Here is a 14,521-nt window from a genome sequence, read left to right as displayed (position 1 = left end):
TTATATCAGAGGGCGATCTTTTTATATCGCTTTAAAATCTCTTTGTCAATTCCCCCATGGGAACATTACAGCATCGGCGCTAACATCGGTATCAGTTGATGCGCCGGTACTACCCCGCTTTGACGCCAGGCCAGCTGCCCGTTTTTAAACAGCAGCATCGTAGGCACACTGCTGATCTGCCATTGGGCAGCCAGCTGTTGATTTTTATCGATGTCGATTTTAATGATCCGAATTTTGTCTCCAAATTTATCTTTCACCTCTTTCAGGATAGGCGGCATCATCTTGCAGGGGCCGCACCAGACGGCAAAACAGTCGATCAGCACCGGGGTGTCTGACTGAAGTATTGATTGCAGGTTTTCCATAGCGCACTGATTTAATCCGTTTGCAAAATAATCTTTTTTAAAGACTTGATAATGGACGAGTTGGAAACAGCACCGCAAGAAACACTTGACGGCATTGAAAACATTTCATACATTAGGTATATCTGTCATTCAATCTATACCGCCAATGAACACGTTATCCTCCATCATCTACATGATCTGGTTTCTTTCAGAGATATTATTACACAGGATTCTGCGGGGAGGAGCAGCGGATGATAAAAAGAAAAAGGACAAAGGCAGCCTGGCCTATATCTGGATCATCATTCTGATCAGCATCAATGTGGCTGTATACCTGTCTTATAAAACACGATTCCCTATAATACAGCAGGGCAGCCTGATGAACTATATCGGGTTGTCTGTTATCCTGGCCGGCATGGTACTGCGTTTTTATGCCATTGCCTCGCTGGGCCGGCTGTTTACCGTCGTGGTGACCATCCGTAAAGATCATCGTATCAAGAAAGACGGCATCTATCGTATGCTCCGGCATCCCTCCTATGCCGGGTCGCTGTTATCTTTTCTGGGTTTTGGCCTGTCGCTCAACAACTGGCTGGGGCTGATCATCGCGTTTGTTCCGGTATTGGCGGCCTTTATTTACCGGATGGATATCGAAGAAAAAGTGCTGACAGAGCAGTTTGGCAGCGAGTACACCGATTACATCCAACGTACCCGTCGCATTCTTCCGTTTATTTACTAAAGACATAAAAAAAGCCTTCGGAAAAACTTCCAAAGGCTTTTGATTTATGAAGGGTAAAAACTAGTTGTTGATGTTGGGATTGTTCTGCATTTCGCTGATCGGAATAGCAAACAGATAGTAAGGGCTGTTTTTCACAAAAGCGCTACCATCAGGCAGTTTCAGCGTACGATGTCCTACCCCGCGTACCTGCACAACAGAACCATCCGGTTGCGGTACATTGATAATACTGTCTGCACCGGTGTAAGACTTAAACGGTTTTCTTACTACGGTACCGCCTGTACGAATAATATCCACCAGAGAGAAACCTTCACCCCACAGTTCCTTTCTTCTTTCCAGCAGGATCGTGTCAGTAACAGAACCGCCACCATTGTAGAGATGGGAGTTGCGCGCTGTTCTCAGCACATTGAGCACCTCTCCCGCTTTTGCGTTATTATTGCTACGGGCATATCCTTCCGCTTCAATCAGGTACATCTCGGCAGCACGCATCAGTACTACGTCAGATACCATGGCGCCCGGATCGCGGAAACGGAATTTTTTATACAGCAAAGCGCCGGGACCGCTAGTGCTCCACTGGAACAAACGGAAACGTACGTCGGTGCTATCGAAATAGCCCTGGAACCATGGATCCGCCTTAAAGCTTTTGTAGTAGGCCACCGGTGAAGACACGTCAAGGAAATTGAACGTAGAGGCAGCCACGTTCTGGCTCGGTGTCTGCGGCTGGCCCCAGATCCATTCTCCATTACCCACATCATTGAAACCTTTGTTGTAGTCATCACCAGACATCAGCGGATAACCATTGCGTGCCGCTACGGCAGCAGTGATGGCTTTGTCCGGCTGGTTGCTGTAAAGGTAAGCACGTGCCAGTAAGCCGTTGGCGACGTTGCCGTCAATTTTAAATTTCTGTGTGGAGCTCCTGCTGTAATCGGCCAGTAAAGGCACGGCAGCCTGCAGGTCGCTGATCGCCTGCTGGTATACCTGTGTTACGGTAGATCTGGGTTTGCCCGGTGTAGTCGGGTTAGCCGGATCTGTATAGATGGGTACTGATTTAGCACTCGGATCATTGGTGATACCGAAAGAATAAAATTCTGCCAGTGTCAGGTAGCACCATCCTCTTAAAGCCGATGCCTGTCCTTTCAGCAGCTTACGTTTAGCATCGTCGCCAGGCACCTTATCTATTTTAGACAGGAAGTTGTTGCAGTTATCGATCGTCTTATACAGGATGGTCCAGTAAGCACTCACCCTGTTTTTGGTGTTATCTGCCATCTCGATAAAAGTGTAGGAGTCTCTGAAACCATAAGAGGTGGTCAGCGCCACGTCGCTTCCCATCGCATCACTGGTAAGGTCCAGCGACTTGATGCCCGGAACGGCGAAGGTGAAGTAGGTTTCAAACATATAGGCCCAGATCCCTGTCAGCGCAGTTTCTGCGTTGTCAACGGTGTTAAACACCTGATCGTCGGGCACGGCATTGGTAGGCCGCGTGTCCAGGAAATCCTTGTTGCAGGCTGAAAAGACAGCTGCGGCGAATATAGCGATGAATAATAGTCTGTTCTTTTTCATGACACAGTTTTTTAGAAGCTCAGATTAATACCGGCAGACAAAGATTTTACGGCCGGGTAACGATAGTAGGTAGTACCGCCAACTGTCTGTTCGGGGTCCATGCCTTTATGGCCGTACAAGGTGAACAGGTTTTCGCCCTGTACATACACCATGATATTATTCAGGTGCGCCTTTTCCATCAGTGACTTCGGCAGTGTGTAGCTGAGGTTCACACTTTTCAGTCTGGCATAGGTAGCGTCATACAGGAAACGTGTGGAAGTACCGGTCCAGCTTGGCGCTACGGTGCTTAGCTGTGGCACGTCTGTATTACGGTTGGTCGGTGTCCATGCGTCCAGCACTTCGGTAGACCATGCACGGCCCGCGGAGCCACCCAGCCCCATCAGGAAAGTGTAGTCATTGTCCAGTACTTTACCACCGATGCTATACACGATCAGGAACGACAGGGAGAAGTTTTTATAGGAGAACGTGTTGGTGAGGCCACCATACAGATCTGGCAGTGAGGAACCGGAGTAGTACAGGGATGCCTGGCTGTAATTGCTGGTATCCTTGATGCTGCCATCAGGATTGGTGTATTTCCACTGTGCCGCGCCGGTATTGGGATTTACGCCCGCCCATTGACGGATGTAGAAATCATAGATGGATTTGCCCACCATGAGTTTTTTGGTACCGCTAATGATCTCTTTTTGCGGCAGGCTGGTCACCTTGTTCTGGTAGTGTGTCATATTGAGATCAATATTCCAGCTGAAGTTTTTTGTTCGTATAGGCGTACCATGCAGGCTGAGGTCTATACCGGTATTTTTCAGCGCGCCTACGTTTTCGTCTACAGAACTGTAACCGATAGAAGGCGCTTTGGGTCTGGAATACAGCAGGTCTTGCGATTTACGGACAAAGAATTCCGCGCTACCACCGAAGCGGTTTTCGAACATAGACCAATCCACCCCTACGTTGAGATTGAGGTTAGTTTCCCATTTCAGCCTGTCGTTGAACAAAAGTTCGCGGTAGGTACCACCCAGTCCGAGGTTGCTGTTAACGGAATATAGCGGCAGATAGTTATAATAACGGGCACTGCCGAGGTTGTCGTTGCCTTGTCCGCCGTAGCTGGCGCGCAGTGTCAACAGATTGAGCCAGGAACTATTTTTCAGGAAAGACTCTTCCGTCATTTTCCAGGAAGCGCCTACAGACCAGAAAGTACCCCAGCGGCGGTCCGGTGCGAAACGGGAAGATCCGTCACGACGCAGGGACGTGGAGAAGAAGTATTTTCCGGCGTAGTCGTATTCAGCTCTTCCGAGGTACGAGCTTTGTGTATAGCTGTCGGTATAACCGTCAAAACCGCCGATCAGCGCGGCATCCGCCGGCTCATCGATACCAGGCACGGAGAAACCGGATTTAGTACCTTCCAGGAAAGTGTATTTGAATTTATAAGCTTCCTGACCTGCCAACACATTCAGGTGATGTTTTTCATTGAAAGTTGTCTCATAGGTCAGAATGTTGTTGAAGGTCCAGTTGAAAGTGCGATAGTTACCTTTGGTCACGGTACCACCTACCTCTGCATCGAAGCCCAGCGTAGGATTCGTATAGTCGTGGCCCACGCGGGAGGAGTAGTCAGCATTGTAGCTGGTTTTGAACTTCAGTCCTTTGTAGAGTGTTGCTTCAGCATAGAAGCGGGCAGACACGTCATCACGCATCACATCGTGTTTATCGATGCCGGAAGTCTGTACCAGATTGGTACGGGGGTTGGCCGGGTCCGGGCGATAGTCGCCATAGTCGAATATTTTCTGACCTTTTGCATCGAGCAGGTAAGCGCCGGTGGTGAGGTCACGCTGATAAACCGGATACATAGGACCCATCAGACGACCGTAGTTGACATAGTTGTCGCTGCGGCTATCTTCAGACGGAGGCGCCTGTTGATCAGAGTGGGCCGCATTGAGGTTGAGGCCTATCTTCAGCCATTTGCGGGCGTCTATGTCGAAGTTGGAACGCACGGTGTAACGTTTGAAACCGGAGCCCAGATAGATACCCTGATCATCGAGGTAACCACCAGAGATGAGGTAGCGGGTTTTATCAGTAGCACCGCTGACAGCTACGTTTGCTTCGGTACGGTGACCGGTGCGTTGCATCGCTTTGTCCCAGTCATCGCTCCACAGGGGTTTTGCGCCTGCCACCAGTTTGCCGTCTGTACCTACAGGCTGTGGAAATGCGGCGCCATAAGGATTGATGCCCAACTCTCCTACCAGGTCACGGCTGGCGTTTTTAGCAGCGGTGATAGAGTCCTGGCTGCCCAGGTTCTCGTTGAACAAGGCTCGCCAGTATGTGGGGAAATATTGATCGGTAGACATCCGGTCATAATCTTTCACGGCTCTTTTAGAGAAACCCTGACTAACGCGAACGTCTATATTACTTCCTTTCGCTTTGCCTTTTTTAGTGGTGATAATGATCACACCATTGGCGCCACGGGAACCGTATAACGCAGCAGAGGCGGCGTCTTTCAGTACGCTGATAGATTCGATATCGTATGGGTTGATAGCGTTGAGGTTACCGCCATAAGGCACCCCGTCAACGACATAGAGCGGGTCTGCAGAAGCATTGATGGAACCAACGCCGCGGATACGGATGGTCGCGTCAGAACCGGGTTGTCCGCTCTGGGAAGCACTCTGCACGCCGGGAGCAAGGCCCTGCAAGGCTTTGGTGACGCTGGATACCTGACGGCTTTCCAGTTCAGTGCCTTTAATTTGTGATACCGAACCGGTATAGGAACTTTTTTTAGCAGTACCATAAGCAATGACTACTATTTCATCGATATTCTTACCGGATGATTGCAGGGAGATGGTCAGGGGCGTAGTACTGACAGGCACTTCCTGCGGTGTCATGCCTACATAGCTGATGACCAGTGTGGTGGCGGCCGGATCAGTCACTTCCAGCCGGAAAGTGCCGTCAGGCCCTGTCAGCACACCTTTCGTCGTACCTTTAATGACGATGGTAGCGCCAGGCAAAGGGGCTTTGTCCTGGGCCGACAGGACGGTACCGGTAACAGTACGTGCCTGCGAAAACGCTGCCAGTGGTCCCAGCAGCAGTAGAAAAAGCAGCAATCGTTGTAACATAGTTCTATGTTGATTGGTTTAGAGAACGAATAAAGGCAATAACCGTCCTGTACCTGCTATAAAGCAGATAACACCAGCTTAGCCTCCATATTTTATTTGTACGGTGACAGTTATCTTCCTGATGCAGCTAATGTAGCTGTAACCGGTTGTTTCGGAAGATCTGTTGTGCAGAAAGCGATTTTGATTTTAACAACAGCAACAACAACTTTGGTTGGTGCATTCAACTGGCTGGTTCTTCCTTTCCATAATCGGTTTCCTTTGATATTTTATCTCTTTCACAATACTCTATTAATCCTATAGACTAATGGAGCCGCAAAGCTAGGGTGTTTATATGTAAACAACAAAAGATTTGTTAAAAAAGTTGGGAAAATGGGACACACCCTTCTTTTTTTATGATGACCGGTAAATCGTTTTACATCGGACTGAAGGGACTCATATATTGATCTTAGCCTTTGTGCATCAGCAATACGATGATCACTCCGGAAGTAGTGAGGGTGATATTAGCTACTGCGTAAGCTACTGTATAACCTAAGGCCGGCACCTTACTATTGAGCGCATCCTGTACGGCCAGCAGCGGGGCCGATTCATCATGAGCACCGGCACAGGCGCCCAAACCAATGGCAGGATGAAATTTGAAGACGTATTTAGACAGGAACAGGGCCACCACCATCGGCAACAGACTTAATACCAAACCGGCGAGGAACAAGGTCAGTCCTTCCTGCTTTAATCCCTGTAAAAAACCATCGCTGGCAGTGAGGCCTACAATAGCGATGAACACATGCAATCCCAGTTTTGTCAGCACCCATTGGGAAGAAGGCGGGATATATCCGAAGCGGGGATTCACGCTGCGCAGCCATCCGAAGAAAAGCCCTGCAATCAATGCACCACCACTGGTGCTCAGTTCTATCGGCACATTACCGATCCTGAGGCTCATCGCCCCTACCAGCGCACCCAGCGCGATACCGCCGGCCAGGTAGGGAATATCCGTTTCCACACCTGCCCGCTCCTTAAAACCAAGTATCGGCACGGCCAGGTCCAGCTCTTCCTGTATACCCACTAGTTCCGCCACATCGCCTTTCTGCACAATGGTATTGGCTTCCAGCGGTATCTCAATACCGGCGCGGGTAATTTTCCGGACACTGATACCATGCAGTTGAGGCCGGCGTACCAGCACCTTGATGGGTTTATTGATCGCGGTGTTCTTATTGATGACGACATTGATAGCCTGTACGGGGAAGGTCAACAGATCGGCGTCCGCCACTTCCCGGCCCAGCATAGTGCCTGAAGCGATAGCGGCCGACCGTTGTCCGCCGACAGCTATAATATCTCCCTGACGGATCACAAAATCCTGTGGGGTGGCCATCATCTCCCCTCCCCGCCTTACGCGCAACAGGTACAGCACTCTTTTTTTCCGACGGAAAAAAGCTTCCAGTTCTCCCACCGACTTTCCTTCTTCGCCCACCAGCTCACCGTTGACGAGATAAGCCCTGAAGGCCACATGATCGTAAGCATTTTTGATATCTCCGTCTTCCTCGGCATTTGTATCAGTCATGGTAGCCTCCAGCTTACGGGTTTCTTCTATCAGTTTCTCTCTGCTACCGGACATGAACCATGGGCCGATGACCGACAGGAACCAGCTGGTGCCGGCTGTCCCGAAGATGTAAGTCACCGCATAAGCAACAGGGATCTGGTTTACCAGCCGCTCCTTGTCGGCGATACTGATGTCCAGTTCGTTGATGGTATTGGAAGCAACGCCGATAATAGCGGAACAGGTGTTAGCGCCGGACATCAGTCCTGCTGTAGTACCTGTATCAAATTGCAGGATAGAAGCGATGGCCCAGCAGAAGAAGAGGCTGCTGCAGCAAACAATAAAAGAGAATGCTGCTATCGGGAGACCATCTTTTTTCAATCCCTGAAAAAACTGCGGACCGATGCTGTAGCCCGTACCAAACAGGAACAGCAGGAAAAAGATAGATTTAGCTGCGCCCGGGATCTGGATATGAATACCGCCAATGACGATACCGACCAGCAGCACGCCGGTGACAGTGCCGAGTGTAAAACCTTTGATACGTAATTTACCCAGGAGAAAACCAATGAGCAGGGTTAACATGACAGCGATTTCCGGGTATTTCTGGAGCGTTTCAATCAGCCAGGTAAGCATAAACGAAGTTTTTCCGTTTATATTACAATCCGGGCTGTCAGTTGGTTCGGCAATGGTTAATTTCCGCTTTCGAAGCCCTGGTCTATCAGCCAGTTGCCACTATCGGCCGCCTGCGTGGCCAGTTCATCGCAGCGGTTGTTGAGCGGGTTGCTCGCGTGGCCTTTCACCCACTGCATTTTGACTTTGTGTCTTCTGTAGAGCGGAATAAAACGCATCCACAGGTCTTTGTTCTTTTTATCCTTAAAGCCGGTCTTCACCCAGCCCCATATCCATCCTTTTTCGATACTGTCCACCACATATTTACTGTCCGTAAAGATGGTCATTTCCAGTCCGTCTTTTTTTAATGCTTCCAGTGCTGTGATCACCGCCAGCAGCTCCATCCGGTTGTTGGTGGTTTTACGGTACCCTTGCGATAATTCCTTGCGTACACTTCCCCATAATAATACCACACCATAACCACCGGGCCCGGGGTTGCCGCGCGATGCACCATCCGTATATATCTGCAGTTCTGCCATAGCGCGCAAATATAACGTTCATTTATAAATTTTGACATTTAGATATGTTGATATTTAGTCGGACTTCTTAGGAATAAGGCTGTTCTACTAAATATCAACATAACTAAATGTCAAAATATCAAAATGCTTATACCTGGAACACCCCTACGTTAAACGCCTGTTCTACGGGTGCGTTGTTAGCCGCTTTGATACATGCTGAAATATGCCCGCGGGTATCCGCAGGATCGATGATATCATCTACCCAGAGGCGGGCAGCGGCATAATATGGTGTGGTCTGGCTGTTATATTTATCGGTGATTTCTTTGAGCAGGCGGGCTTCTTCTTCCGGGGTGATCTCCTGTCCTTTCGCTTTCAGGGAAGCCACCTGAATCTGTAACAATGTTTTAGCTGCCTGTTCACCGCCCATCACGGCAATTTTAGCTGAGGGCCACGCGAAGATAAAGCGGGGGTCATAGGCTTTGCCGCACATGGCGTAGTTGCCCGCGCCGTAGGAGTTGCCAATAATGATGGTGATTTTGGGCACCACGGAGTTGGATACGGCATTAACCAGTTTAGCGCCGTCTTTAATGATGCCGGCGTGTTCGCTACGGCTGCCCACCATGAAACCGGTTACATCCTGAAGAAATACCAGTGGTATTTTTTTCTGGTTACAGTTCATGATGAAGCGGGCAGCTTTGTCGGCGCTGTCGTTGTAGATAACGCCGCCCATCTGCAATTCGCCTTTGCGGCTTTTCACGATTTTACGCTGGTTGGCCACAATGCCTACTGCCCAGCCATCGATGCGGGCGTAGCCACAAAGAATGCTTTTGCCGTAGTCTTGCTTATATTGATCAAAAGCAGAATCGTCCACGATGCGGTGAATGACATCGAGCATATCGTACGGGCGGGAACTGTCGGAGGGCAATATGCCGCGCAGCTCTTCTTCCGGCAGGGCGGGCGCCACCGGCCCGATGCGGTCAAAGCCCGCAGTGGGACCTTGTCCTATTTTGCTGACGATCCGTTTTATCTGATCGAGGCATTCTTCATCTGTTTTGAATTTATAGTCGGCGATGCCGGAGATTTCGGTATGGGTAACCGCGCCGCCTAACGTTTCCGCATCTACGTCTTCTCCGATAGCAGCCTTTACCAGGTAAGGGCCGGCGAGGAAGATAGAGCCGTTGCCTTCCACCATCAGCACTTCATCGCTCATAATGGGCAGATAGGCGCCACCGGCCACACAGCTGCCCATGACCGCCGCGATCTGGGTGATGCCCATCGCGCTCATACGGGCGTTGTTGCGGAAGATGCGGCCAAAGTGTTCCTTATCGGGAAATATTTCGTCCTGCATAGGCAGGAATACGCCGGCACTGTCTACCAGGTAGATGACCGGCAGATGGTTTTCCATGGCTATTTCCTGTAGGCGCAGGTTCTTTTTGCCCGTCATGGGGAACCAGGCGCCGGCTTTCACCGTCATGTCGTTGGCCACGATCATACATTGGCGGCCGCTTACATAACCGATGCCGCCCACCGTGCCGGCGGCAGGGCAACCACCATATTCGGGGTACATCTCATAAGCAGCAAAGGCGCCGATTTCAATAAAAGGGGTGTCTTTGTCTATCAGATATTGAATACGTTCTCTGGCCGTCAGTTTGCCACGTTGGCGGACCTTTTCCAGGCTTTTTTTCCCGCCGCCCTGCTCAATGGTCCCGAGGCGCTGTTTCATGGTGCTGATGGCCAGTCTCATGGCATCTTCGTTCTTGTTCGTTTCCAGATCCACTTGGTTCATAACGTTTGGGTTTTACTTTAAAAATACCGACAAATAAGTTAAATTACGAATTATGCAGCTTACAGAACACCTCGCTTCTTCCATAGAAGCATTATATAATGGGAAACCCTGGCTGGATGTAACTTTCAGGGAACATCTTTCCCGTATAGACGCACGTCAGGCAGTAAAAAGCCTGAACGGCTCCAATAACATCTGGCAGATCGTGAACCATGTTATCTTCTGGCACCAGCGGGTGGAAAGGTATATGCACAACGAACCGCCGGAAAAAGACGGAGACCTTCCGGACTTTTATATGCCGGAAAACCATGGAGAAGAAAACTGGCAGGCCACCATCCATCGGCTGGAACATTCCTTCGATCAGATGGCCGCCACTATCCGGAAGTTCCCGGAAGAAGCCCTGTTTGACACCTTCCCCGGTACCGATAAAAAAGCCGTGTATTATTTGCAGGGCCTCGCAGAACACGATGCCTACCATCTGGGGCAGATAGTGATACTGCGGAAATACCTTTGAGGATTTATTGATTTATGGATTTTTTGATTTACGATTTTGGGGATCAAGGTGATGTAGAATTTTTGATTTACGATTTTTGATTTTTTATTTTTTGATTTTGGAGACATCGGCTTCATCCCCGAAATCAAAAAATCGTCAATCAATAAATCCCAAAATCACTGTGTGAGGTCCATATCGTACCGTTGTTCGTATTGTTGTTGCCCCCACAGTTGCAGGAACTTCTCTCCCGTTTTACGGAAGCCTGCTTTTTTGTAGATATCGATGGCCGTGTTTTGCAGGCTGGTCGTCATCAGGTACACGTTCTGGTAATTTTTCTCCCGGCAAAAGGCGATGGCTTCTGCGAACAGGCGTTTTCCCAGTCCACGCCCCCGGTAATCGGGATGCACAATGAACCAGCGCAGCTGGGCCAGGTACCGGGAAGAGCCGAGGATGGCCACCGCTCCCACGATCCGATTGTCGGCTACCGCGAGGAATACCCTGTCTTTGTTGGTATTGTAAGTGGTCAGAAAATCCTGGAATGTTTTACACACATAGGACTCAAATTCAAAGTTATAGCCACATTCTTTGGCGTACAGTTCTCCGTGCAGGTATATCAGATACCCGATATCCCCCGGTTGCAGGTCATAACGGATATGGATATCCGAAGTTGGCGCGGCATTGCCGCCACCCGACAAGACAGTTTCGATCGTTTTCATGGCGCCGGCAACCTGCTGCCGTTGCGGTTCTTCCAGCGGTTCCAGTATCTGCCGGATCTGGTCTGATGATCTTTCATTGAGGCCGGTCATCATTTTCTTTCCCCTGGCGGTCAGTTGCAGGAAGAAAGTACGGCCGTCGGCGGGCGACTGGTGCCGGGTAATCAATCCGGCGGATTCAAACTTCTTCAGCATACGACTGAGGTATCCCCCATCTATCTTCATGATAGTTATCAACTGGCCGGCGGTACACTTTTCCTGTTCCCCGATCTCATATAATACCCTGACCTCAGAAAGCGAATATTTACTTTCCAGAATGTGCTGGTCCAACAGGCCCACCACGCCGGTATAAAAGCGGTTAAAATGGCGAACATCCGCTATCAGTGCATCATTGGATGACATATAAATCTGTATTTCAATCAAAAATACAAAAATACTTGACATTGTCAACTATTTTATTTGACTAAAGCAAATAATTAAATCAGGGGTTAATAGTGTAAAAAACACCCCTGCGGTACATATACACTCAATAGGGTAAGATGTTATATTTGTGATTTAGCACTTTATATTGCGTGCGGTCTTGATTAAAACTCATTTATGTCACCAGGATTATTATTCTCGTTCGTCGTTGCTTACTTTGTTATTTTACTGATTGTCGCCTGGTACACCGGCCGTGGGTCCAACAATGACTCCTTTTTCATCGGAAACCGCAACAGTAACTGGATGTTGGTAGCATTCGGGATGATTGGCACTTCGCTGAGCGGTGTCACGTTTGTCAGTGTTCCGGGAGCGGTCGGCAAAGACGCCTTTACCTATTTCCAGATTACGCTCGGTTACTTTATCGGGTACATTACCATTGCCTATGTACTGATTCCGCTTTATTACCGGCTACAGCTGACGTCCATCTACAACTATCTGAACACACGGTTTGGGGTGATGTCGTACAAAACGGGGGCATCTTTCTTTATCCTGTCGCGTACACTGGGCGCTACTGCCCGACTGTACTTAGTGGTAAGGATCCTGCAGGACGCCATCCTGTCCAGCTTCGGTGTCCCCTTCTGGCTTACGACCCTCATCATTCTCTTTATGATCCTGGTGTATACCTATGAGGGCGGGGTGAAAACCATCGTGTATACCGACACGCTGCAAACCACCTGTATGCTGGCGGGGCTGATCATCTGCGTGTTCTATATTCTGCATATCATGGACATGAACATGGTTCAGAGCATCAGCGCCATGCAGGAAAAAGGGCTTACCCGGATTTTTGAATTTGATCCCAACAGCAAGCTGTTTTTTGTCAAACAGATATTGGCCGGGGCCTTTATCACCATTACCATGACCGGCCTTGACCAGGAGATGATGCAGAAAAACATTTCTGTTAAAACCCTGCGTGACTCCCAGAAAAACATGGTATCCCTGGCTTTCATCATGTTAGTGGTCATCGGCCTGTTCCTGTTCCTCGGCGGTCTGTTGAATCTCTATGGCGCCCAGAAACAGGTAGCTGCCACCGGCGATGCCCTGTTCCCGGAACTGGCGCTGCGTCATATGCCACCGGTTATCTCCGTGATCTTCATCATTGCGTTGATATCTGCCTTGTTCCCCAGTGCTGACGGCGCCATGACGGCACTTACGTCCTCTATCTGTATAGACATCCTGGATTTGCAACGCCGCACCGACTGGGACGAGGCCAGGAAAAAACAGGTACGCCAGCGTATCCACCTGCTGATGGCCTTTATTTTCCTCCTGTTTGTGATGGTATTTGAATGGGTGAACAACCCCAGTATGATCGGGGTGATCCTGAAAGTGGCCACCTATACTTATGGACCGCTACTGGGTCTTTTCGCCTTCGGCATCCTGAGCAAACGAACTGTCAACGACCGGGTGGTACCATTCGTCTGTGTGGTGGCGCCACTGCTTTGCTACCTGGTGGACACCAATCAGTCTGTGCTCTTCAAACAGTTCCAGATTGGACTGGAGCTGCTGATCATCAACGGCGCCTTTACCTATATCGGCCTGCTGCTGATTTCCCGTCGAAAGATTTGATTATTTTGATATTTTGATATTTTGATATTTATGAAAATGCCGCGAGACATTAGTGTTCGCGGCATTTTCATAAATATCAAAATATCAAAATAACCAAATGGTCAGGTTTCCCTGGATTTGTTGAGCAGGTGTAATTCCAGAATGGTAGTTCTCCCGTTTTCACTCTCCCGGTACATGGGGATGAACTTGCGGTTGAACTGTATTTCCTCATAGGTGTAAGAAGTGCGTTGCAGTACCGTGTTAGCATATACATCATTAAATCCTTTCACCAGCACATAGATCTCCACATCCGCATTCCGCATATCGTCGGCTGTGAAGCCCAGCAGCGGGCTGTTTTCATCGATGGGATGCACAACGGTCCAGTTCATGGAAAGGCTTTCTACCTTGCCTCTTTCCAACGGCAGCGTGTAGAATTTGTATACCGGCGAACCGTTTTCCACTACCTGTAGTCCTATGGTGACGGTCACGTCTACATTAGTGAGGGTGTGATTGTCTTTATAGGAAGCAAAGCGGAACATAAGGCCGGTCATGTCTCTATAAGGGCCGATCAGTGCATTGTCGCTAAATACAAGATGCGCCCTTGGTCTGGAAAAACGGCCATACATCAGACCGGTGGCCACGGCAAAGGACAGGAAGCCCGACATGGCTTCGATGGCCGCCACCATATTGGCCCCATCGCCGACCGGGTTTACCCGGCCATAACCGACGGTGGTAAAAGTTTCTGTGCTGAAAAAAAAGATTTCTTTCAACCGCATCCAGGGCGTTTGTCCGATGATGCCCTGAAACTGCTCTACGCCCAGCGTCCAATAGATACCGGTGTACAACAGGTTGATGGAGAAATAAAACAGGAGGATCACGCAGGTGAACTTCCAGGCCGGCAGATTGAGCAACGTATGGTACACACTAAACCGGTCCCAGAACGGGCGGCCCTCACGGCGGATGTTGAAAGTACCATCGCGGTTAATAAACCGGCCTCCGTACCCATTGGGATTGGTACCGAAGCCGGTATCTTCATTTTGTTTAGAGAAAGGGTTGATCCTTTTAAGGAGCGACATAAATCAGATAGTTTGAACAACAAAGCTAATAAGATAATGTCATCTCCGTT

11 protein-coding genes are annotated in these 14,521 nt (G+C 49.4%); 3 read left to right on the top strand and 8 right to left on the bottom strand.

The features are described 5' to 3' along the window. Positions 1-65: 65 nt before the first annotated feature. Positions 66-362 (bottom strand): thioredoxin, encoded by a 297-nt coding sequence (gene trxA, locus ICL55_RS33545; protein WP_188106134.1) that lies wholly within the window; start codon positions 360-362, stop codon positions 66-68. Between the two features lie 145 nt (positions 363-507). Here trxA and ICL55_RS33540 point away from each other — a divergent pair, with 145 nt between their 5' ends. After that, the gene (locus ICL55_RS33540) at positions 508-1,074 is read left to right on the top strand and encodes a methyltransferase family protein (protein ID WP_188106132.1); all 567 of its coding nucleotides are present in this window, start codon (positions 508-510) and stop codon (positions 1,072-1,074) included. Between the two features lie 60 nt (positions 1,075-1,134). Here ICL55_RS33540 and ICL55_RS33535 read toward each other — a convergent pair whose 3' ends face one another. The 5 genes from ICL55_RS33535 to ICL55_RS33515 all read right to left on the bottom strand — a co-directional run bounded on the left by ICL55_RS33535 (position 1,135) and on the right by ICL55_RS33515 (position 10,170). Then, entirely contained in the window at positions 1,135-2,631 is a 1,497-nt protein-coding gene (locus ICL55_RS33535; RefSeq protein WP_188106130.1) for a RagB/SusD family nutrient uptake outer membrane protein, read from the bottom strand. An 11-nt stretch (positions 2,632-2,642) separates the two neighbouring features. Beyond that, positions 2,643-5,729: a SusC/RagA family TonB-linked outer membrane protein gene (locus ICL55_RS33530; protein WP_188106128.1), complete on the bottom strand. Its 3,087-nt coding sequence runs from the start codon at positions 5,727-5,729 to the stop codon at positions 2,643-2,645. 445 nt (positions 5,730-6,174) lie between these two features. Then, the gene (aspT, locus tag ICL55_RS33525; RefSeq protein WP_188106126.1) at positions 6,175-7,890 is read right to left on the bottom strand and encodes an aspartate-alanine antiporter; all 1,716 of its coding nucleotides are present in this window, start codon (positions 7,888-7,890) and stop codon (positions 6,175-6,177) included. A gap of 56 nt (positions 7,891-7,946) precedes the next feature. Continuing rightward, a complete protein-coding gene (rnhA, locus tag ICL55_RS33520; protein ID WP_188106124.1) occupies positions 7,947-8,405 on the bottom strand; it encodes a ribonuclease HI in 459 nt (152 codons plus the stop codon). Positions 8,406-8,532: 127 nt separating this feature from the next. Continuing rightward, entirely contained in the window at positions 8,533-10,170 is a 1,638-nt protein-coding gene (locus ICL55_RS33515; RefSeq protein WP_223151682.1) for an acyl-CoA carboxylase subunit beta, read from the bottom strand. 52 nt (positions 10,171-10,222) lie between these two features. On the opposite strand from ICL55_RS33515, the gene ICL55_RS33510 reads away from it, so the two are divergent. Continuing rightward, complete coding sequence (locus ICL55_RS33510) at positions 10,223-10,681, top strand: DinB family protein (RefSeq protein ID WP_188106122.1); 459 nt, start codon at positions 10,223-10,225, stop codon at positions 10,679-10,681. A gap of 155 nt (positions 10,682-10,836) precedes the next feature. On the opposite strand, the gene ICL55_RS33505 is transcribed toward ICL55_RS33510, so the two are convergent. Further along, entirely contained in the window at positions 10,837-11,775 is a 939-nt protein-coding gene (locus tag ICL55_RS33505; RefSeq protein ID WP_188106119.1) for a bifunctional helix-turn-helix transcriptional regulator/GNAT family N-acetyltransferase, read from the bottom strand. Positions 11,776-11,970: 195 nt separating this feature from the next. On the opposite strand from ICL55_RS33505, the gene ICL55_RS33500 reads away from it, so the two are divergent. Then, complete coding sequence (locus tag ICL55_RS33500) at positions 11,971-13,416, top strand: sodium:solute symporter (protein ID WP_188106117.1); 1,446 nt, start codon at positions 11,971-11,973, stop codon at positions 13,414-13,416. 101 nt (positions 13,417-13,517) lie between these two features. Here the strand turns inward: ICL55_RS33500 and ICL55_RS33495 are convergent, their stop codons facing one another. Next, on the bottom strand, positions 13,518-14,471 hold the full coding sequence (locus ICL55_RS33495) for an ion channel (protein WP_188106115.1): 954 nt from the start codon (positions 14,469-14,471) through the stop codon (positions 13,518-13,520). Between the last annotated feature and the right edge of the window lie 50 nt (positions 14,472-14,521).

Source organism: Chitinophaga varians, from assembly GCF_014529945.1.
GTDB classification, from domain to species: Bacteria; Bacteroidota; Bacteroidia; order Chitinophagales; family Chitinophagaceae; genus Chitinophaga; species Chitinophaga varians.
Note: the sequence above shows the minus strand (reverse complement) of the source record. Positions and strands in the feature narration are given on the sequence as shown.